Source organism: Pseudomonas sp. GOM7, from assembly GCF_026723825.1.
Lineage (GTDB): Bacteria > Pseudomonadota > Gammaproteobacteria > Pseudomonadales > Pseudomonadaceae > Aquipseudomonas.
Genome location: NZ_CP113519.1, coordinates 1,059,446 through 1,079,408, shown reverse-complemented (window position 1 = coordinate 1,079,408; position 19,963 = coordinate 1,059,446). Strand labels below are relative to the sequence as shown.

Annotated in this window: 18 protein-coding genes and 2 tRNA genes; 3 read left to right on the top strand and 17 right to left on the bottom strand. The window is 62.3% G+C overall.

Going from position 1 to position 19,963, the window contains the following annotated elements; all coding sequences use genetic code 11:
- Positions 1-40 precede the first annotated feature (40 nt).
- Genes OU800_RS04880 through OU800_RS04870 form a run of 3 tightly spaced genes read left to right on the top strand, consistent with a single transcriptional unit; the run spans position 41 to position 3,528 of the window.
- Positions 41-2,914: a DUF748 domain-containing protein gene (locus OU800_RS04880; RefSeq protein ID WP_268181633.1), complete on the top strand. Its 2,874-nt coding sequence runs from the start codon at positions 41-43 to the stop codon at positions 2,912-2,914.
- On the top strand, positions 2,911-3,213 hold the full coding sequence (locus OU800_RS04875) for a DUF2845 domain-containing protein (RefSeq protein ID WP_268181631.1): 303 nt from the start codon (positions 2,911-2,913) through the stop codon (positions 3,211-3,213). The genes OU800_RS04880 and OU800_RS04875 overlap by 4 nt, the downstream gene beginning before the upstream one ends.
- 12 nt (positions 3,214-3,225) lie before the next feature.
- Positions 3,226-3,528, top strand: a complete 303-nt coding sequence (locus OU800_RS04870) for a DUF2845 domain-containing protein (protein ID WP_268181630.1) — start codon at positions 3,226-3,228, stop codon at positions 3,526-3,528.
- Positions 3,529-3,598: 70 nt separating this feature from the next.
- On the opposite strand, the gene OU800_RS04865 is transcribed toward OU800_RS04870, so the two are convergent.
- The 17 genes from OU800_RS04865 to ftsH all read right to left on the bottom strand — a co-directional run bounded on the left by OU800_RS04865 (position 3,599) and on the right by ftsH (position 19,927).
- Positions 3,599-3,796, bottom strand: coding sequence for a CsbD family protein (locus tag OU800_RS04865; protein WP_268181628.1), 198 nt, complete (start codon positions 3,794-3,796; stop codon positions 3,599-3,601).
- Between the two features lie 49 nt (positions 3,797-3,845).
- Complete coding sequence (locus OU800_RS04860) at positions 3,846-4,196, bottom strand: BON domain-containing protein (protein ID WP_268181626.1); 351 nt, start codon at positions 4,194-4,196, stop codon at positions 3,846-3,848.
- Between the two features lie 106 nt (positions 4,197-4,302).
- The gene (locus OU800_RS04855) at positions 4,303-4,713 is read right to left on the bottom strand and encodes a hypothetical protein (RefSeq protein WP_268181625.1); all 411 of its coding nucleotides are present in this window, start codon (positions 4,711-4,713) and stop codon (positions 4,303-4,305) included.
- A gap of 677 nt (positions 4,714-5,390) precedes the next feature.
- Positions 5,391-7,499, bottom strand: a complete 2,109-nt coding sequence (pnp, locus tag OU800_RS04850) for a polyribonucleotide nucleotidyltransferase (protein ID WP_268181623.1) — start codon at positions 7,497-7,499, stop codon at positions 5,391-5,393.
- Between the two features lie 171 nt (positions 7,500-7,670).
- Complete coding sequence (rpsO, locus tag OU800_RS04845) at positions 7,671-7,940, bottom strand: 30S ribosomal protein S15 (protein WP_187670332.1); 270 nt, start codon at positions 7,938-7,940, stop codon at positions 7,671-7,673.
- Positions 7,941-8,108: 168 nt separating this feature from the next.
- A complete protein-coding gene (gene truB, locus OU800_RS04840) occupies positions 8,109-9,029 on the bottom strand; it encodes a tRNA pseudouridine(55) synthase TruB (protein ID WP_268181620.1) in 921 nt (306 codons plus the stop codon).
- A gap of 2 nt (positions 9,030-9,031) precedes the next feature.
- A complete protein-coding gene (gene rbfA, locus OU800_RS04835) occupies positions 9,032-9,421 on the bottom strand; it encodes a 30S ribosome-binding factor RbfA (protein ID WP_268181617.1) in 390 nt (129 codons plus the stop codon).
- Between the two features lie 124 nt (positions 9,422-9,545).
- Positions 9,546-12,044 (bottom strand): translation initiation factor IF-2, encoded by a 2,499-nt coding sequence (gene infB / locus OU800_RS04830; protein WP_268181615.1) that lies wholly within the window; start codon positions 12,042-12,044, stop codon positions 9,546-9,548.
- A gap of 27 nt (positions 12,045-12,071) precedes the next feature.
- Complete coding sequence (gene nusA, locus OU800_RS04825; protein WP_268181613.1) at positions 12,072-13,553, bottom strand: transcription termination factor NusA; 1,482 nt, start codon at positions 13,551-13,553, stop codon at positions 12,072-12,074.
- 184 nt (positions 13,554-13,737) lie between these two features.
- On the bottom strand, positions 13,738-14,196 hold the full coding sequence (gene rimP, locus OU800_RS04820; RefSeq protein ID WP_268181611.1) for a ribosome maturation factor RimP: 459 nt from the start codon (positions 14,194-14,196) through the stop codon (positions 13,738-13,740).
- 129 nt (positions 14,197-14,325) lie between these two features.
- A tRNA-Met gene (locus OU800_RS04815) sits at positions 14,326-14,402 on the bottom strand.
- Between the two features lie 97 nt (positions 14,403-14,499).
- Positions 14,500-14,585, bottom strand: a tRNA-Leu gene (locus OU800_RS04810).
- A gap of 7 nt (positions 14,586-14,592) precedes the next feature.
- Complete coding sequence (secG, locus tag OU800_RS04805) at positions 14,593-14,973, bottom strand: preprotein translocase subunit SecG (protein WP_268181609.1); 381 nt, start codon at positions 14,971-14,973, stop codon at positions 14,593-14,595.
- Between the two features lie 3 nt (positions 14,974-14,976).
- A complete protein-coding gene (tpiA, locus tag OU800_RS04800) occupies positions 14,977-15,732 on the bottom strand; it encodes a triose-phosphate isomerase (protein WP_268181608.1) in 756 nt (251 codons plus the stop codon).
- Positions 15,733-15,797: 65 nt separating this feature from the next.
- On the bottom strand, positions 15,798-17,135 hold the full coding sequence (gene glmM / locus OU800_RS04795) for a phosphoglucosamine mutase (RefSeq protein WP_268181607.1): 1,338 nt from the start codon (positions 17,133-17,135) through the stop codon (positions 15,798-15,800).
- A gap of 20 nt (positions 17,136-17,155) precedes the next feature.
- Positions 17,156-18,007: a dihydropteroate synthase gene (gene folP, locus OU800_RS04790; protein ID WP_268181605.1), complete on the bottom strand. Its 852-nt coding sequence runs from the start codon at positions 18,005-18,007 to the stop codon at positions 17,156-17,158.
- Between the two features lie 9 nt (positions 18,008-18,016).
- On the bottom strand, positions 18,017-19,927 hold the full coding sequence (gene ftsH / locus OU800_RS04785) for an ATP-dependent zinc metalloprotease FtsH (protein ID WP_268181604.1): 1,911 nt from the start codon (positions 19,925-19,927) through the stop codon (positions 18,017-18,019).
- Positions 19,928-19,963 lie beyond the last annotated feature (36 nt).

The window sequence follows — 19,963 nt, the reverse complement described above, 5'->3', positions numbered from 1 at the left end:
ATCAAATTCGTCTCCTCGTCCGGATAGATGACGCCTTGCCATGCCCAAAGGACTGAAGCGCGCACTGAGCGCCCTGTTGATCGCCGTTTTTCTCTACAGCCTGATCGGCTTTCTGATTCTGCCAGGCATCGCCCTGCGCATCGCCAACCAGCAGCTCGCCCAGTACGCCAACGTACCGGCCAGCCTGCAGCGCGTACAGTTCAACCCCTTCAGCCTCGAACTCAGCCTGTGGGGGCTGCGCCTCGGTGCAAGCGAACAGGAGGATCTGCGTGTGCAACGCCTGTATGCCAACCTGCAGGCCGACAGCCTCTGGAGTGGCGCCCTGCACCTGGCCGAGGTGGAGCTACAAGGCGCGCACACGGCGGTGCTGTTCGACAAGGAAGGCAAGCTCAACCTCGCTCAGTTGTTCCGCCTGCCGCCACGCGATGCACAGGAGCCACCCAGTGACAGCCAGCCCTTCCCGCTGCGCATCGACGATCTGCGCGTGCAGGAAAATGCCCTGCGCTTCCAGGATCTGCGCCCCAGCGAACCCGTGGAGTTCGCCTACGACGCCTTGAACCTGCACCTGCGCAACCTCAGCACCCTGGCCGGCGACGATGCCGAAATGACCCTGACCGCCAGCGGCCCCTACGGTGCACGTATCGACTGGCAGGGCCAGCTCAGCCTGACGCCTGCCATTACCTCCAGCGGTAGCCTGAAGATCAGCGACGGCCACCTGAACACCTTCTGGCCCTATGTCCGCGATGCCGTGCCGCTGGTACTGAAAGAAGGCCAGATCGACCTGGCCGGTGACTACCAACTGGATCTGAGCAGCGGCACCGAACTGCAACTGAGCGCTGTCAGCGCCCACTTGGCCCCCTTCGCCATCGACGACCCACAAGGCAAGCCGCTGGTGCGCCTGCAACGCCTGGATATCGCCGACAGCCGCCTGGATCTGGCCAAGCAGCAGGTGCTGATCGGCCAGGTGCGCAGCCAGGGCCTGGAGGCCTGGGCTGCGCGCGAAGCTGATGGCGAGCTGGACTGGCAGAAGCTGTTCGCCAGGCCACAGGGCAGCGAGGCCAAAGCGGGCGAGACGCCACAGGAGCCAGACAAGCCCTGGCAAGTGCGCCTGGCCGATGTGCAACTGCGTGACTACAAGGCCCACCTCGCCGACCGCGCCCCGGAACAGGACGTGGCGGTGGATGTCGGCCCACTGAACCTCGACCTCGCGGATTTCGACAGCCTCGGCGACAAGCCCTTCACCTTGCGCCTGGATACCGGGGTGGGCAAACAGGGCAAGCTGCAGGCCAAGGGTGAAGTCCAGCTCCAGCCCACCACGGCCAGGCTCGAGGTGGCGACGCAAGACCTCGACCTACGCCTGGCCCAGGCCTACCTGAGCCCCTTCATCCGCCTGGAACTGCGCAGCGGCCTGCTCGGCAGCAACCTCGACGTCCAGCTCGACGGCACCAACCCCCTGGCCCTGAACGTGACGGGTGATGCCCGCATCGACCAGTTGCATACCCTCGACACCCTGCGCGAACGCGATCTGGTGCGCTGGAAGCAGGTGCGGGTCAACGGCATCGCCTATCAGCATGGCGAGAGCCTGGCCATAGACCGGATCGAGCTGGATCAGCCCTATGCGCGCTTCATGATCAATGAAGACCGCAGCACCAACCTCAGCGAACTGATCGTGCCGCAACCGGCCTCCTCGCAGGAGGATTCAGGCAAGGCGCTGGCCGTGCACATCGGCGGCATCGCCATCAATGGCGGCTCGGCCAACTTCGCCGACTTCAGCCTGACGCCGAACTTCGCCACTGCCATCCAGCAGCTCGATGGCCAGATCGGCACCCTCGACAACCAGCGTCCGCTGGCCGCCAGCGTCGATATCAGCGGCAAGGTCGACCGTTATGCGCCGGTCAGCATCAAAGGCAAACTCACCCCCTTCGACCCACTCAACAGCCTGGATATCGCCACGCGTTTCAGGAACGTCGAGCTGACCACCATCACCCCCTACTCCGGCAAGTTCGCCGGTTACCGCATCCGCAAGGGGCGCCTCAATCTCGACCTGCACTACCGCATCGAGAAAGGCCAACTGAATGCCGATAACAAGGTGCTGGTGGAGAACCTGCAATTGGGCGAGCGGGTCGACAGCCCCGATGCCGTCGACCTGCCGGTGCGCCTGGCGGTCGCACTGCTCAAGGACACCCAGGGCCGTATTGCCATCGAGCTGCCGGTCAAGGGTAACCTCAATGACCCGCAGTTCAGCGTCATGCCGGTGGTCTGGCAGACCCTGCGCAACCTGGTGCTGCGCGCCGCTCAGGCCCCCTTCAAGTTCGTTGCCGGGCTGGTGGGCGGCAGTGCTGACATGGATCTGAGCACCATCCCCTTCGCCGCCGGCTCCGCTGAATTGTCCGGCGACGCCCGTCAGGCACTCGATACCCTGGCCAAGGCCCTGCAGGAACGCCCGGCCCTGCGCCTGGAAGTGGAGGGCCAGAGCGCACAGCGCGCCGATGGCCCCTTGCTGGCCGAACAGCGCCTGCAGCGAGAATTCCGTACAACCTGGTACAAGGTGCTGCAGCGCCGTGGCGACAAAGTGCCGGCCAGCCCCGACGAGCTGACGGTAGACGAAGACGAACAGGCCGCCCTGCTCGAAGGCATCTATCGTTCGCGCCTCAAACAGCAGCCGCCGGCGGAATGGGCTGAGCTGGACGAAGAGCAGCGTCTGCAGAAGATGCGCCAGGCGGTGCTGGACTCCTGGGCGCAGAGCCAGTTGCTGCTACGCCAACTGGCCCAGCAACGTGCCGCCGTGATCAAGGACTATCTGGTGGAACAGGGCCATCTGAGCGATGAACGGGTCTACCTGATCGATGTCAACCTGGCAGAACCCCAAGCCGATGGTCGGGTGCTCACCGCCCTGCATCTGGACAGCCAATGATCATGCGCAGACCTTCCTTCCTGCCGTTCGCCACCCTTCTCCTGCTCGGCAGTGCCGCGCAGGCCGACACCCTGCGCTGCGGCAGCCAACTGGTCAGCCTGGGCGATCGGGCCTTCGAGGTGGAACGCAAGTGCGGCGCCCCGGCATACCGTGACCCCATCGGCTATACCCTGGGCCCCTACGACCGCCGAGAGTATCGGATCGAAGAGTGGGTCTATGGCCCGAGCAATGGCATGCTCAGCATCCTGCGCTTCGAGGGTAACCGTCTGGTCGAGATCGAACGCCGCCGCGAACGCTGACCCGGAGCCCTCATGCACGCCCTGAAATACCTGCCACTGTTGCTGTGCTTGCCCCTGCTGGCGCAGGCCTCTTCCACCTACCGTTGCGGCAGCGCCCTGGTCAGCAAGGAGGCGCCGACCAGCGAGGTGCTGAATAAATGCGGCGAGCCGAGCAGCCGCGCCTTTCTCGGCTACAAGGAAGTGGTCGATGCCTATGGCTTTCGCAACGAGGTCAGCGTCGAGGAATGGATCTACGGGCCGAACAATGGCATGTACCACTTCCTGCGCTTCGAGGGCGGCCGCCTGAACGAGATACGCAGCAAGCGCGGCCAATGAGCCGGCCAACGAAAAGCCCCGCCGGGTGTGTCCCGACGGGGCTTTTCTGCAATCCGTGCGTGGCTGCGTGTCAGAGCTTGTCGCTGAAGTCACGCAGCTCCTGCTGGGCCTTTTCCTTGCTCCAGCCATAACGCTCCTGCAGCTTGCCGACCAGGTAGTCGCTGTGGCCCTCGGCCACGTTGACGTCGTCATCGGTCAGGTTGCCCCAACGCTCCTTGAGGCGACCGCTGAGTTGCTTCCACTTGCCTTTGATGATGTCACTGTTCATGTTCGGCCTCCGTCAGGGCCGGGCCATCGGGCCCGGCCGCCGTGCTGATTCAGTTGGCGGTTTTCAGGGCTTCTGCGGCAACGTCCTTGACCCCATCAACTTCCTTGGCCTTGGCAACCGCCAGATCGCGCTCGGCATCGGTGGCCACCACACCGGACAGGGAAACCACGCCCTGGTTGGTCTCCACCTTGATATCCAGGCCGCTGAGATCCTTGTCGGCGATGAAGATGGATTTGACCTTGCTGGTGATCCAGGTATCGGAGACAGCCTGCTCAGCCTTGTCCACGGTGTCGTTGGCCGCGAGCATGGTCGGCTGGGCGAAGGCCGCCGAGGCGAGCGTCAGGCTCAGCGCTGTCGCGGTCAGGGTAGCTACGGCAAAACGATTGATGGACTGTTTCATGGTTTGACTCCTGTACATTCCAGATGATCTGCAAACCATCTCCGGGTTGCAGGTTCACTCTGGATATCGCAATGCCTGTGCCAGGTTTTTGAAATTATTAAAATGCTTATAAATCAATAATTTGAAGTTTATCTTGAGATGGGTCGATCTTGCATTTCGCCGATATGCGTCCTTTCGCTCGGGCAGCCTGCACGATACCGAAATGCCATCTCCGCTCTCTTGGAGACGAAAAAGGTTCTTCGCGGTTTAGGGAATGCTTGGTTGATACCGGACTGGCAAGTTTGTGTGTGGGTTGTTGGCTTGTTGGTTGTTCGGGTGCTTGTTCCGGCTTGCCGCGTTTTTGCTGATGTTCTTGGTTTCGCCCTCCCGGGCGAGTCACTTTTGCAGGCAAAAGTAACCAAAACCTCCGCCCTTTCATCCGGCCCTCGCTGCGCGAGGGTTCGCTCACTCCATCGCCGCTCCAGAGGCCCGCCACGGTGGGCCATCCATGGCCCATCGTGGCTTTCGCGACATCCATGTCGCTCAACCTCTTCCACGACGATTCCGTTCGCCCTCCTGGGCGGGCTCTGCACGCGCCTGAACCCGCGGTAACCCAGAAGTAGCGTGGAGTGTTTGAACATGGGTCAGCCTTAGGGCTGACCAGGATGCCGGCTGGAAGCCGGCAAGCTATCCAGGCGAATGAAACTGCGCGAATGAAAGTTTTGGGTTAATTCGATGGCCACGTCATGGTTCCACTGTTACCAGAACACGCCGGGCATGCCCGGAATCGATGTACGTTCAGGCGCGCTAACTCCCCCTTCAGGAGGCCGAACGCAGGCACTGCGCAGGGGGCGAGCGGCATGGATGCCGCGAGAGGCTTGAAGGGCCATGGATGGCCCTTGCAAGCCGACCCCGGAGCGGTGCCGGAGTGAGGGGAGTCGAGCGCAGCATGACGGGGACGCCTAGTTCCGGATGGCGGGGGTGCGTTTCTTTTGCTTACTTTTCTTTGCGCAGTTCAAAGAAAAGTGAGTCGCCCGAGGGGGCGAAACAAGGAGTTTCCGAAGATACCCAAAGCGGCGTCCAGAATACCAACGCAAACCAACAAGATCACACAAACTTGCCAGTCCGGTATCAAAACTGACCTCCCCAGATCCCACGAACAACAACGAAAAAGCCCCGCTTTCGCGGGGCTCCTCGTATTGCAACGCAGGTCTATCAGACGCCAGAGGCTTCTGCCGCCGCCACGTCCTTGATCGACAGCTTGATACGGCCGCGGTTGTCCACGTCCAGTACCAGTACCTTCACTTCCTGACCTTCCTTCAGCACGTCGGTGACCTTCTCCACGCGCTGATCGCTCAGCATGGAGATGTGCACCAGGCCGTCCTTGCCCGGCAGGATGTTGACGAAGGCGCCGAAGTCGACGATGCGCTCGACCTTGCCGACGTAGATCTTGCCGATCTCGGCTTCCGCGGTGATCGCCAGCACGCGCTGCTTGGCAGCCTCGGCGGCGTCCTTGGTTTCGCCGAAGATCTTGATCGAACCGTCGTCTTCGATGTCGATGGAGGCCTTGGTCTCTTCGCAGATGGCGCGGATGGTGGCGCCACCCTTGCCGATGACGTCGCGGATCTTGTCCTGGTCGATCTTCATCGCCAGCATGGTCGGGGCATTGGCCGACAGCTCGGTGCGCGACTGGCTGATCACCTGGTTCATCTGGCCGAGGATGTTCAGGCGCGCTTCCAGCGCCTGTTCCAGCGCCTGCTCCATGATCTCTTCGGTGATGCCCTGGATCTTGATGTCCATCTGCAGCGCGGTAACACCCTTGGCGGTACCGGCTACTTTGAAGTCCATGTCGCCCAGATGGTCTTCGTCACCGAGGATATCGGTCAGCACGGCGAACTTCTCGCCTTCCAGCACCAGGCCCATGGCGATACCGGCAACCGGCGCCTTCATCGGCACACCGGCATCCATCAGCGCCAGGGAAGCGCCGCAGACCGAAGCCATGGAGGACGAACCGTTGGATTCGGTGATTTCCGATACCACGCGGATGGTGTACGGGAAGTCGTCGCCCTTCGGCAGCATGGCGGCAACGCCACGACGGGCCAGACGGCCGTGACCGATTTCGCGGCGGCCGGCACCGCCCATGCGGCCACACTCACCGACCGAGAACGGCGGGAAGTTGTAGTGCAGCATGAAGGCATCGCGCTTCTCGCCTTCCAGGGTGTCGAGCAGCTGGGCATCGCGGGCGGTGCCGAGGGTGGCAACGACCAGCGCCTGGGTTTCGCCACGGGTGAACAGGGCCGAGCCGTGGGTCTTGTCCAGTACGCCGACTTCGATCTGCAGCGGACGCACGGTGCGGGTGTCGCGACCGTCGATACGCGGCTTGCCGTCGACGATGTTCTGGCGAACGGTGCGGTACTCGATCTCGCCGAAAGCGGCTTTGACCTCGTCGGCAGAGAACTTGCCTTCGCCTTCGCCGGCCAGGGCCGCGACGACCTCATCACGCAGCTCGCCCAGACGGTTGTAGCGATCCTGCTTGATGGTGATGGTGTAGGCCTGGCTGATGGCCGCGCCGAACTGGTTGCGGATGGCGTCCAGCAGCGGGGTGTTGGCGGCAGGGGCCTGCCAGTTCCAGGTCGGCTTGCCGGCTTCGGCAGCGAATTCCTTGACGGCCTGGATCACGGCCTGGAATTCCTGGTGGGCGAACAGCACGGCGCCCAGCATTTGGTCTTCGGTCAGCTCGTCAGCTTCCGATTCCACCATCAATACGGCGGTTTCGGTACCAGCCACCACCATGTCCAGGCTGGAGGCCTGCAGTTGCTCGTAGTTGGGGTTCAGCAGGTAGCCGGTATCCGGGTGGAAGGCTACGCGCGCGGCACCGATCGGGCCATTGAACGGGATGCCGGAAACGGCCAGGGCAGCGGAGGTGCCGATCATCGCAGCGATGTCCGGATCGGTCTTCTTGCTGGTAGAAACGACGGTGCAGACGACCTGCACTTCGTTCATGAAACCTTCGGGGAACAGCGGGCGGATCGGACGGTCGATCAGGCGCGAGGTCAGGGTTTCCTTCTCGCTGGGGCGGCCTTCACGTTTGAAGAAGCCACCCGGGATCTTGCCGGCAGCGTAGGTCTTTTCCTGGTAGTGCACGGACAGCGGGAAGAAGCCCTTGCTCGGATCGGCGCTCTTGGCACCGACCACGGTGACCAGCACGGTGACGTCACTGTCGACGGTCACCAGCACGGCGCCGCTGGCTTGACGGGCGATGCGGCCAGTCTCGAGGGTCACGGTCGACTGACCGAACTTGAATTGCTTGATTACCGGGTTCACGGTGTTTTCCTTCTCTTTGTTGCCTTGGGGGAAATTGGAAAGAAGCGCGGGAGTCGGACCCGATGCATCCCTCGAAAAGCCAAAAGCTGGAAGCCCAGCGCCCCGAGCTGAGGATCACTCCCCACTCGCGACGCCGAACTCCCAGCTTCCAACTTGTGCAGCTCGCGTCTGTTAACGACGCAGGCCCAGGCGACCGATCAGGGCGCTGTAACGAGAGGTGTCCTTACCCTTGAGGTAGTCCAGCAGCTTACGGCGCTGGTTTACCATGCGGATCAGACCGCGACGGCTGTGGTGATCCTTGCCGTTGGCCTTGAAGTGATCCTGCAGCTTGTTGATGTTGGCGGTCAGCAGGGCAACCTGCACTTCCGGGCTACCGGTATCGCCTTCAGCTTGCTTGTACTCGTTTACGATCTGGGCTTTTTCTTCAACGCTGAGTGCCATGTTGGCTTCCTCTCATCTGGAGACTGCCGGAGCAGTCTCAATAGGCCGGGAATCGCTTCCCGTGTTTTAAAAAGAGGCATGACCGTGCCTACTGACAGCCACCCTCGTTACACCTGACGAACTTTTCCTCATCAGGCGTTCAGCCATTTCGGCCGAACTCTTCGGCGCTCACGCGCCAGTATTGATCAAGCGACGCGGTGCGATACGCCCATCGTCACTCACTTCACCGATGCCGATGAAGCGACCATTGTGATCCTGCACCCGCAGCATGCCGAACTTCGGCGCCTCCGGCGCACGCACCGGCTGCCCTTGCAGCCAGTAGAACGCGCTGTGCTCGGAGAGCTGCAGCAGCGGCCAATCCTGCAAACCGGCGTCGACCGGCTGCAGGAAGCGATCCAGTGCCGCACTGCCGCCTTCGGCATGTACCGCTTCCAGTTCTTCCAGGGTCACGGTACGTGCCAGGTCGAACGGGCCGGCCTTGGTGCGGCGCAACTGCGCCACGTGGGCGCCACAACCGAGCAACTGGCCGAGATCTTCGACCAGGGTGCGAATGTAGGTGCCTTTGCTGCAGTCCACCGACAGACGCGCCTGCTCGCCGTCGAGAGCCAGCAATTCCAGGCGCGCAATAGTAACAGAACGCGCTTCGCGCTCCACTACTTCCCCTGCACGGGCCAGTTTGTAGAGAGGCTGACCATCCTTCTTCAAGGCCGAGTACATCGGTGGTATCTGCTTGATTTCCCCACGAAAACGCGGCAACAGCGCTTCGATTTCGCTGCGACCAACGGTCACCGGGCGACGCTCGAGCACATCACCCTCGGCATCGCCGGTGGTGGTGGTCACGCCAAGCTGGGCGACGGTCTCGTAGCCCTTGTCGGCATCGAGCAGGTACTGGGAGAACTTGGTCGCCTCACCGAAGCACAGCGGCAGCACGCCGGTGGCCAACGGGTCGAGGCTGCCGGTGTGCCCGGCCTTCTCGGCGTTGAGCAGCCAGCGCACCTTCTGCAGCGCCGCGTTGGAGGTAAAGCCGAGGGGTTTGTCCAGCAGGATGATGCCATCGACCTTGCGACGAATACGTTTGACCTGCGCCACGCTCAGTCCTCACCGCCATCCTGGTGCTTGCGATCTTCCGCTACCGCGCGCTCGATCAGCGCCGACAGCTCGGCGCCACGGCGAATGCTGGCGTCGTACTGGAAGTGCAATTGCGGGATGGTACGCACCTTCATCGATTTGCCCAGCAGCATGCGCAGGTAGCCGGCCGCCTCGGAAAGAATCTCCAGGTTGAGCTTGATCTGCTCGGCATCGTCGTCCTTGCCCATGACGGTGATGAACACCTTGGCATGGGACAGGTCGCGGCTGACGTCCACTGCGGTGATGGTCACCAGACCCAGGCGCGGATCCTTGATCTCGCGCTGGATCAGCGTCGCCAGTTCGCGTTGCATCTGATCGCCGATACGCTGGGTACGGCTGTAATCTTTGGCCATAAAAGCTGCCTCAAGCTTCAAGCTCTAAGCTTCAAGCTAAAAAATACCAAAAAGCCAAACGGCAAGCTCAACAGGTGGGCCAGGCCACCTCTTGAAGCTTGCCGCTTGAGGCTTGCAGTTGTGTTTACAGGCTGCGCGCCACCTGGACCTTCTCGAACACTTCGATCTTGTCGCCGACCTTGACGTCGTTGTAGCTCTTCACGGCGATACCGCACTCCATGCCGTTACGCACTTCGGCGACGTCGTCCTTGAAGCGACGCAGCGATTCCAGCTCGCCCTCGAAGATCACCACGTCCTCGCGCAGTACGCGGATCGGACGGTTGCGGTAAACGGTACCCTCGATGACCATGCAGCCAGCGACGGCGCCGAACTTCGGCGAACGGAACACGTCACGCACTTCGGCGGTGCCCAGGATGTTCTCGCGAACGTCGCTGCCGAGCATGCCGGTGAGGGCCTTCTTGACGTCTTCGATGATGTCGTAGATGACGTTGTAGTAGCGCATGTCGAGGCCTTCGGACTCGACGATCTTGCGCGCACCGGCATCAGCACGGACGTTGAAGCCGAACAGCACGGCATTGGAAGCCAGTGCCAGGTTGGCATCGGACTCGGTGATACCACCGACGCCGCCACCGACCACACGCACCTGCACTTCGTCGTTGCCGAGGGTGCTGAGCGAGCCCTGCAGGGCTTCCAGAGAACCACGCACGTCGGCCTTGAGCACGATGTTGAGGGTTTTCTTCTCTTCCTGGCCCATGTTCTCGAAGATGTTTTCCAGCTTGCCGGCGTGGGCGCGGGCCAACTTGACTTCGCGGAACTTGCCCTGACGGAACAGTGCGACCTCGCGGGCCTTCTTCTCGTCGGCCACCACCATCATCTCGTCACCGGCATCCGGCGTGCCATCGAGGCCGAGGATCTCGACCGGAATGGACGGGCCGGCTTCCTTGATCGACTTGCCGTTCTCGTCGAGCATGGCGCGCACGCGGCCATAGTTGACGCCGACCAGCACCATGTCACCCTGACGCAGCGTACCGTCCTGCACCAGCACGGTGGCCACCGGGCCACGGCCCTTGTCCAGACGCGATTCGACCACCACGCCACGGCCAGGCGCCGACGGCATGGCCGTGAGTTCCAGCACCTCGGCCTGCAGCAGCACAGCCTCGAGCAGTTCGTCGATACCGGTACCAGCCTTGGCGGAAACCGGTACGAAGGGTGCGTCGCCGCCCCACTCTTCCGGAATCACGTCCAGCGCGGCCAGGCCGTTCTTGATGTTGTCCGGGTTGGCTTCCGGCTTGTCCATCTTGTTCACCGCGACCACGATGGGTACGCCAGCCGCTTTCGCGTGCTGCACGGCTTCCTGGGTCTGCGGCATCACGCCGTCGTCAGCAGCGACGACGAGGATGACGATGTCGGTGGCCTTGGCACCACGGGCACGCATCTGGGTGAACGCCGCGTGACCGGGGGTATCGAGGAAGGTGATCATGCCGCGATCGGTTTCCACGTGGTAGGCACCGATGTGCTGGGTGATACCACCGGCCTCGCCGGATGCCACCTTGGCACGACGGATGTAGTCGAGCAGGGAAGTCTTGCCGTGGTCGACGTGCCCCATCACGGTCACCACCGGCGCACGGTGAATGGCTTCACCCTCGTACTTCAGGGATTCGGCCAGTTGCTCTTCCAGGGCGTTGTCGCTGACCAGCTTGACCTTGTGGCCGAACTCTTCGGCGACCAGTTGCGCGGTTTCCTGATCCAGCACCTGGTTGATGGTCACCGGAGTGCCCATCTTGAACATGAACTTGACGATTTCCGCACCCTTGATGGCCATTTGCTGGGCCAGATCGGAAACGGTGATGGTCTCGCCAATGGACACGTCGCGCACGATCGGGCCAGTCGGGCTCTGGAAACCGTGCTGGTTGCGCTTCTTCATCTTGGCCTTGCCACGACCGCCACGACGGAAGCCATCGCTCTCTTCGTCGACGCTACGCGGCGCAACGCGAGGTGCCGGCGCCTTTTCCTTGAGGGTCGGGCGATGCTGGGCGTGCTTGCGCTCGCGACGCTCGTCCTCGTCGCTGCGCGCCTTCTCGGGGCGACGCACTTCTTCTTTCTTGCGCTCGACCTCGATCACCGGAGCGGCGACGGTCGCCACCGGTTCGCTGGCCACTGCCGGGGTGGCAGCCGGCGCCGCCGGGGTAGCGACCGCAGCTTCGGCCGCCTGACGCTTGGCCTCTTCTTCGGCCTTGCGCTTGGCTTCTTCCTCGGCCTTCAGGCGCGCGGCCTCGGCCTCGGCACGCTGGGCCTCCAGCTCGCGCTGCTTCTCGGCTTCCAGCTCTTCCGGGCTGCGCTTGACGAAGGTCTTCTTCTTGCGCACTTCCACGCTGATGGTCTTGCTGCCAGCCACGCGCAGGGTGCTGGTGGTCTTGCGCTGCAAGGTGATCTTGCGCGGCTCTTCGACCTTCTTGTCGCCGTGACTGCTCTTGAGATGGGCAAGCAAGGCTTGCTTCTCACTATCGGTTACCACTTGTTCGGCACTGCTGTGGGACAGGCCAGCCTCACGCATCTGCTGCAGCAGGCGTTCGACCGGGGTGTCGACCACTTTGGCCAGTTCTTTCACCGTGACTTGCGTCATGCATCTTTCTCCTCAGGCCGCAACCGCTTACTCGAACCAATGGGCTCGGGCGGCCATGATCAGCTTGCCGGCACGCTCTTCGTCGATGCCGTCGATGTCGAGCAAGTCGTCAATCGACTGCTCGGCCAGGTCTTCACGGGTAATCACGCCGCGCAGCGCCAGCTCCAGAGCCAGCGCCTTGTCCATACCCTCGACTTCCAGCAGGTCATCCGCTGGATGGGCATCGGCCAACTTCTCCTCGTTGGCGATCGCCTTGGTCAGCAGACGATCCTTGGCTCGCGCGCGCAGCTCGTTGACGATCTCCTCGTCGAAGCCATCGATGCTGAGCATTTCTTCCATGGGTACGTAGGCAATCTCTTCGAGACTGGTGAAACCCTCTTCGACCAGGACTTGGGCCAGTTCTTCGTCGACCTCCAGCTCGTCGATGAAGGACTGCATGATGTCGCCGGTTTCAGCCTGTTGCTTGGCCTGGATGTCGGCTTCGGTCATGACGTTCAGCGTCCAGCCAGTCAACTGACTGGCCAGGCGCACGTTCTGGCCACCACGGCCGATGGCCTGAGCCAGGTTGTCCGCCGCCACGGCGATATCCATGGCGTGGGCGTCTTCGTCGACGATGATCGCCGCCACTTCGGCCGGCGACATGGCGTTGATGACGAACTGCGCAGGGTTGTCGTCCCACAGCACGATGTCCACGCGTTCACCGCCCAGCTCGCCGGACACGGCCTGTACGCGCGAACCGCGCATGCCGATGCAGGCACCCTGCGGGTCGATACGCTTGTCCTTGGAACGCACGGCGATCTTGGCGCGCGAGCCCGGATCGCGGGAGGCGCCCTTGACCTCGATCAGGCCTTCGGCGATTTCCGGCACTTCGATGCGGAACAGCTCGATCAGCATTTCCGGTGCGGTACGCGACAGGATCAGTTGCGGGCCACGGTTCTCGGTGCGGATTTCCTTGAGCAGGGCACGCAGACGCACACCGACGCGGAAAGTCTCGCGCGGAATGATGTCCTCACGGGCCAGCAGCGCTTCGGCGTTGTTGCCCAGATCGACGATGACGCTGTCGCGGGTGACCTTCTTCACGGTACCGGAGATGATCTCGCCCAGGCGCTCGCGATAGGCGTCGACCACCTGTGCACGCTCGGCTTCACGCACCTTCTGCACGATGACCTGCTTGGCGGTTTGCGCGGCGATACGGCCGAACTCGATGGACTCGATCTTCTCTTCGAGCACGTCACCGATCTTGGCGTTGGCCTCGACGGCCTGCGGCATGTCGTCGGTCAGTTGGTAGGCCGGATCCTCGAACTCCGATTCGTCGACCACGGTCCAGCGACGGAAGGTTTCGTAGCTACCATTCTGACGATTGATCGACACGCGCAGGTCGACCTCGTCCTCGAAACGCTTCTTGGTAGCGGTCGCCAGAGCCAGCTCCAGCGCCTCGAAAATCACGCCGGCCGGTACACCTTTTTCGTTGGATACCGACTCAACAACTAGCAGTACTTCTTTGCTCATCGTACGCCTCGCCTTTCGCAATCCATTGGATCCACGCAACCCGCACCACTTTCACGCCATTGGCGCTACGTTCGTGCGGTGTCGCGCTGTGTTCGCGCAATCTGCATTACCCCCTGCTCGCCCCGCGTTCCTGTGCAGAATACCTGCAGGCCAAGGGCTGGTAGGGCAACGCGGGATGCGCGTCTCAATCAAATCGGGGGATGATATTGGCCTTGTCGATCAGATCGATCGGCAACAGGTACTCGTGGTCATCCACCTGTACCACCACGTCCTGCTCCTCCACACCACGGAGAAGGCCCTGAAAGTTGCGGCGCCCCTCGAAGGGCGAACGCAGCTTGATCTTTGCCTGCTCACCGACGTGCGCCGCGAACTGTTCCAGGGTGAACAGTGGACGATCCATGCCGGGAGAGGAAACTTCCAGGGTGTACTCCGAGGTAATCGGATCCTCGACATCCAGTACACCACTGAGCTGACGGCTGACGATCTCGCAATCGTCGATGAGAATGCCATCGGCCTTGTCGATATAGACACGCAGCAGCGAATGACGCCCCTGCGACAGGAACTCGATGCCCCAGCATTGATAGCCAAGCGCTTCGACTACCGGGGCCAACAAGGCCTGCAACTGTTCTAGCTTGCTCGACACTTAACGGCCCTCGTGCATGCTGTGCAAATAAAAAATGGGCGAAACGCCCATCCCTTCAACCCACCGGAAATACCTGCGGGCATTGTCTTTCAGCTAACAAAAAGCCCCTGAAAAGGGGCCTGCTGAAACTGGTTGCGGGGGCAGGATTTGAACCTACGACCTTCGGGTTATGAGCCCGACGAGCTACCAGACTGCTCCACCCCGCGTCAAAGCCGGGCCGGAATTATACGGCCACCCCCTGGCGAGGGTCAACCAAACACTCCAGCAACAAGAAAGCCCGCGAACTGCGGGCTTTCTTGAGTATGGTACCGAGGAGGGGACTCGAACCCCTACAGCCTATGGCCACTACCACCTCAAGGTAGCGTGTCTACCAATTCCACCACCTCGGCAAAACGGTTACTGCTTTGGAGCCTCCGGCACGTCCGACGCATCGGATGCAGGTGCCTTCTGCTCTTCGAGCACCGGCACATCTTCTGCTGCCGGTTTTTGCTGGACTTCCAGAACCGCTGGATCTGGCAGACCAACCTGTGTCAGTGCTTCAGCTTTTTCTTTAGCAAAGAACGCTAAACCCAAGCTGGTAATGAAAAAAGCTGCGGCGAGTATACCAGTAAACTTACTCAGAAAGGTAGAGGAACCTTGGCTTCCGAATACAGTTGCCGAAGCACCAGCACCGAAAGAAGCACCTGCATCAGCACCCTTGCCCTGCTGCAACAGCACCAGCGCCACAATACCGATCGCACCCATCAGGTGCAGAACCACTACGACTGTTTCCAGCATTCTTCAGTTTCCTGCAGCGCGACAGATCGCGCCGAATTCATCCGCATTCAGAGAGGCTCCACCCACAAGCCCCCCATCGATATCCTGCATGCCGAACAACTCGGCTGCACTGGCGGCCTTGACGCTGCCGCCATAAAGAATTCTCAGCCCGCTCGCCACACCGGCATCCAATTGCGCAACCTGCGCGCGGATGGCAGCATGCACTTCCTGAGCCTGCTCGGGCGTAGCGGTCAAGCCGGTGCCAATGGCCCAGACAGGCTCATAGGCCACGACGGCATTTCCAAGCGAGCCGACACCCAGGGCGTCGATCACCGCCGCCAACTGGCCACCCACCACGCTCAGCGTCGCATTCGACTCACGCTGCTCGCGGGTTTCACCGAGACAGAGCACAGGGATCAATCCCGCTGCCTGCACCGCGGCGAACTTGCGCACGACCACATCGTCACTTTCACCCAGGATCAGGCGACGCTCGGAATGACCCACCAGCACAAACTCACAACCGGCGTCAGCCAGTTGAGAGGTCGCCAGCTCACCAGTCAGCGCACCCTGCTCGACTTGCGCCGCGCAGTCCTGCACCCCGACCTTCACCCCCTTGCCTGCCAGCGCCTCGATGACCTGGGCAACATGCAGACTGGAGGGAAATACCGCGACGTCGACATCAACAGGCAATACCTGCTGACGCAGCCCTTCGATCAGCTCTGCGACGCTGGCGCGGGTACCGTGCATTTTCCAGTTACCAGCAACCAGGGGGCGACGCATGCTTTACCTCGTCGATCAAAGAGGGCGCAGATGTTACCCAAGAGCCCAGCGCGTAGCAAGCTCAATCATGCGCATACTTCGGCAACAATCTTAGCCAATTCATCGGCATAGCCTTGTACCTGCGCCTCATCGTCACCTTCCACCATGACCCGCAGCAACGGCTCGGTGCCGGACTTGCGCAGCAACACACGGCCACGCCCGGCCATGCGCTCGGTCACCCGCGCACAGGCTTCCTTCACCGACGGGTGCTCCAGCGGGTCGAGGTCACCGGAAAAGCGCACGTTGATCAGCACCTGCGGGCACTTCTTGACCCCCATGCGCGCTTCGGCCAGCGACTGCTCACGACGCTTGAGCGCCACCAGCACCTGCAGCGCGGCGATGATGGCATCGCCGGTGGTGGTGTGCTGGAAGCACACCAGGTGGCCGGAGTTCTCGCCGCCAAGCAACCAATTGCGCGCCTGCAGCTCGGCGATCACGTAGCGGTCGCCCACCTTGGCGCGCACGAAAGGCACGTTCAGCTCCGCCAACGCCAGTTCGAGCCCCAGATTGCTCATCAGTGTGCCGACCACACCGCCATGCAGGCGCCCGCGCTCCTGCAGGTCGCGGGCGATGATGAACAACAGCTCGTCGCCATCAACCACGGTGCCGGTGTGATCCACCATCAGCACGCGGTCGGCATCGCCATCGAAGGCAATGCCGAGATCGGCGCCCTGGGCCAGCACCTCGGCCTGCAGGCCGGCGATATGGGTGGAACCGCACTCGTGGTTGATGTTGAGGCCATCCGGCTGGGCCGCCATCACCTTGACCTCGGCTCCCAGCTCACGAAACACGGCCGGGGCGACCTTGTAGGCCGCGCCATGGGCGCAATCGACCACGATCTTCAGATGGCGGAAGCTGGTGCCAGTGGGCACACTGCCCTTGCAGAACTCGATGTAGCGCCCAGAGGCATCGTTGATGCGCGACGCCTTGCCGATGGCAGCCGACTCCACCACGGTCATCGGCTGATCGAGCAGTTCCTCGATCATCAGCTCGACGGCGTCGGGCAGCTTGGTGCCTTCGCTGGAGAAGAACTTGATGCCATTGTCGTCGTGAGGGTTATGCGAGGCACTGATGACGATGCCGGCATCGGCCTGGAAGGTGCGCGTCAGATAGGCGATGGCTGGCGTCGGCATGGGGCCGAGCAACTGCACGTCGGCACCGGCAGAGGCCAGGCCCGCTTCCAGCGCGGACTCGAACATATAGCCGGAAATGCGCGTGTCCTTGCCGATCAAGATGCGGCACTTGCCCTGCTTGCGAAACGCCATGCCGGCGGCCCAGCCCAGCCTGAGCACGAATTCAGGGGTGATGGGAAACTCACCGACACGGCCACGAATACCATCGGTGCCGAAATACTTTCTAGCCATAACGCGTTCCTTCTTGTTGCTTATTGCGCTGCCTGCACCGCAGCGATCATGCGCACCACGTCCACCGTCTCGGCGACATCGTGCACACGCAAAATATGCGCACCCTGAGTCAAGGCCAGGGCCGCCAATGCCAGACTGCCATACAACCGCCCGCCGACTTCGTGGCCGAGCACCTTGCCGATCATGCTCTTGCGCGACACACCCACCAGCAGCGGCCGCCCCAGCGCATGCAGACGCTCCATACGACGAAACAGCGAGAGATTGTGCTCCAGGGTCTTGGCAAAACCGAAGCCAGGATCGAGCACGATACGCTCGGCCGGGATGCCCGCTGCGGCGCATGCTGCCATACGCTCGACGAGAAAATCCTGCACCTCGATGAGGATGTCGGGATAGCGTGGATCGTCCTGCATGTTGCCGGGCTCGCCACGCATGTGCATCAGGCACACGGGTAAGCCGGTATCGGCAGCGGCGTCCAGCGCACCGTCACGCTGCAGCGAGCGCACGTCGTTGATCAGCCCGGCGCCAAGTCGTGCACTCTCGCGCATCACCGCCGGCGTCGAAGTATCCACGGAAACGATCACGTCCAGCTCACGGGCAATGGCCTCGACCACCGGCGCGACACGCTCCAGCTCTTCGGTCGGCGAAACCGGACGGGCACCGGGACGGGTCGACTCGCCACCGACATCGATCAGCGAGGCCCCAGCCTTGGCCATGGCCTCGGCATGCCGGAGCGCCGCATCGCGCTGAGCGAAGCGGCCACCATCGGAAAAGGAGTCGGGGGTAACGTTGAGAATCCCCATCACTTGTGGACGGGTCAAATCAAGAAGCCGGCTACCACAGGGTAGCCGGCTCAACAGTTGCGCATCGGACATCGATGAACCTTAGTGTTCGGCAGCAGGGCCGCCAATCGGCGCCTCGGGACGGGTACCTTCATCCGGCTTGGCCTGCGGCTTGCCGGAATCACCGCCGCCCCAGCCACGCGGCTCACGGGGCACGCGACCGTTCATGATGTCGTCGATCTGCTCGGAATCGATGGTCTCGTACTTCATCAGCGCCTCGGCCATGGCGTCAAGCTTGTCGCGGTTCTCCACCAGCAGTTTCTTGGCCGTGGCATAGCACTCGTCGATGATGCGGCGCACCTCTTCATCGATCAGCTTGGCGGTTTCGCCGGAGACGTTGCTGTTCTGGCTGCCCATGCTGCGGCCGAGGAACACCTCGCCCTCTTCCTCGGCATACATCAGCGGGCCGAGCTTCTCGGACAGGCCCCACTTGGTGACCATATTCTTGGCTAGCTGGGTGGCGCGCATGATGTCGTTCGACGCGCCAGTGGTGACGCCGTCGAAGCCCAGGGTCATTTCCTCGGCGATACGGCCGCCGAACAACGAGCAGATCTGGCTGATCAGCGCGCGCTTGCTCAGGCTGTAGCGATCCTCTTCCGGCAGGAACATGGTCACGCCCAGAGCACGACCGCGCGGAATGATGGAAACCTTGTACACCGGGTCATGCTCGGGCACCAAGCGACCGACGATGGCGTGCCCGGCCTCGTGATAGGCGGTGTTGAGCTTCTCCTTGTCGGACATGACCATGGTCTTGCGCTCGGCGCCCATCATGATCTTGTCCTTGGCCAGCTCGAATTCGGCCATTTCCACCAGGCGCTTGCCGGCACGAGCGGCGAACAGCGAAGCCTCGTTCACCAGGTTGGCCAGGTCGGCACCGGAGAAACCTGGCGTACCACGGGCGATCACCGCCGGGTTGACGTCGTCGCCCATCGGCACCTTGCGCATGTGCACTTTCAGAATCTGTTCACGACCGCGGATGTCCGGCAGGCCGACCACCACCTGGCGGTCGAAACGGCCGGGACGCAGCAGCGCCGGGTCGAGCACGTCCGGGCGGTTGGTGGCGGCGATGACGATGATGCCATCGTTCATCTCGAAGCCATCCATCTCCACCAGCAACTGATTGAGGGTCTGCTCGCGCTCGTCGTGACCGCCGCCCATGCCGGCGCCACGGTGGCGACCGACAGCATCGATCTCGTCGATGAAGATGATGCAGGGCGCGTGCTTCTTGGCCTGATCGAACATGTCACGCACGCGGGAGGCCCCCACGCCGACGAACATCTCGACGAAGTCGGAACCGGAAATGGTGAAGAACGGCACCTTGGCCTCACCGGCCACGGCCTTGGCCAGCAGCGTCTTGCCGGTACCGGGCGAGCCGACCATCAGCACACCTCGTGGGATACGCCCGCCCAAGCGCTGGAACTTGCCCGGATCGCGGAGGAATTCCACCAGCTCGCTGACCTCTTCCTTGGCCTCGTCGCAACCGGCGACGTCGGCGAAGGTGGTCTTGACCTGATCTTCGGAGAGCAGGCGCGCCTTGGACTTGCCGAAGCTCATCGGCCCGCCCTTGCCGCCAGCACCGCCCTGCATCTGGCGCATGAAGAACATGAACACCGCGATGATCACCAGGATCGGGAAACTGGCCACCAGCAACTGCGTCCAGATGCTCTGTTGCTCCGGCTGCTTGCCCTCGATGACCACGTTGTTGTCGATCAGGTCACCGATCAGGCCGCCATCCTGGATGGCCGGACGAATGGTCTTGAAACCTTCGCCATCGGTGCGCTTGCCGGTGATCACGTAACCGTCGACGGTGACGCGCTCGACGCGACCTTCCTTGACCTGCTCGATAAACTGCGAGTAGCTCAGGGTCTGCGGCTCGTTGGGGCTGGAGAAGTTGTTCATCACGGTGACCAGCACGGCCGCGATGATCAGCCACAGGATGAGATTCTTTGCCATGTCGTTCAATTAGCTACCCTCTGAAGCAGGCCTCGT

What these genes read in the sequence shown, in the direction of transcription:
- OU800_RS04880 (WP_268181633.1), top strand. Translation starts at nt 41, where the DNA reads ATGCCCAAAGGACTGAAGCGCGCACTGAGCGCCCTGTTGATCGCCGTT.
- OU800_RS04875 (WP_268181631.1), top strand. Translation starts at nt 2,911, where the DNA reads ATGATCATGCGCAGACCTTCCTTCCTGCCGTTCGCCACCCTTCTCCTG.
- OU800_RS04870 (WP_268181630.1), top strand. Translation starts at nt 3,226, where the DNA reads ATGCACGCCCTGAAATACCTGCCACTGTTGCTGTGCTTGCCCCTGCTG.
- OU800_RS04865 (WP_268181628.1), bottom strand. Translation starts at nt 3,796, where the DNA reads ATGAACAGTGACATCATCAAAGGCAAGTGGAAGCAACTCAGCGGTCGC.
- OU800_RS04860 (WP_268181626.1), bottom strand. Translation starts at nt 4,196, where the DNA reads ATGAAACAGTCCATCAATCGTTTTGCCGTAGCTACCCTGACCGCGACA.
- OU800_RS04855 (WP_268181625.1), bottom strand. Translation starts at nt 4,713, where the DNA reads ATGGATGTCGCGAAAGCCACGATGGGCCATGGATGGCCCACCGTGGCG.
- rpsO (WP_187670332.1), bottom strand. Translation starts at nt 7,940, where the DNA reads ATGGCACTCAGCGTTGAAGAAAAAGCCCAGATCGTAAACGAGTACAAG.
- rbfA (WP_268181617.1), bottom strand. Translation starts at nt 9,421, where the DNA reads ATGGCCAAAGATTACAGCCGTACCCAGCGTATCGGCGATCAGATGCAA.
- infB (WP_268181615.1), bottom strand. Translation starts at nt 12,044, where the DNA reads ATGACGCAAGTCACGGTGAAAGAACTGGCCAAAGTGGTCGACACCCCG.
- nusA (WP_268181613.1), bottom strand. Translation starts at nt 13,553, where the DNA reads ATGAGCAAAGAAGTACTGCTAGTTGTTGAGTCGGTATCCAACGAAAAA.
- secG (WP_268181609.1), bottom strand. Translation starts at nt 14,973, where the DNA reads ATGCTGGAAACAGTCGTAGTGGTTCTGCACCTGATGGGTGCGATCGGT.
- tpiA (WP_268181608.1), bottom strand. Translation starts at nt 15,732, where the DNA reads ATGCGTCGCCCCCTGGTTGCTGGTAACTGGAAAATGCACGGTACCCGC.
- glmM (WP_268181607.1), bottom strand. Translation starts at nt 17,135, where the DNA reads ATGGCTAGAAAGTATTTCGGCACCGATGGTATTCGTGGCCGTGTCGGT.
- folP (WP_268181605.1), bottom strand. Translation starts at nt 18,007, where the DNA reads ATGTCCGATGCGCAACTGTTGAGCCGGCTACCCTGTGGTAGCCGGCTT.
- ftsH (WP_268181604.1), bottom strand. Translation starts at nt 19,927, where the DNA reads ATGGCAAAGAATCTCATCCTGTGGCTGATCATCGCGGCCGTGCTGGTC.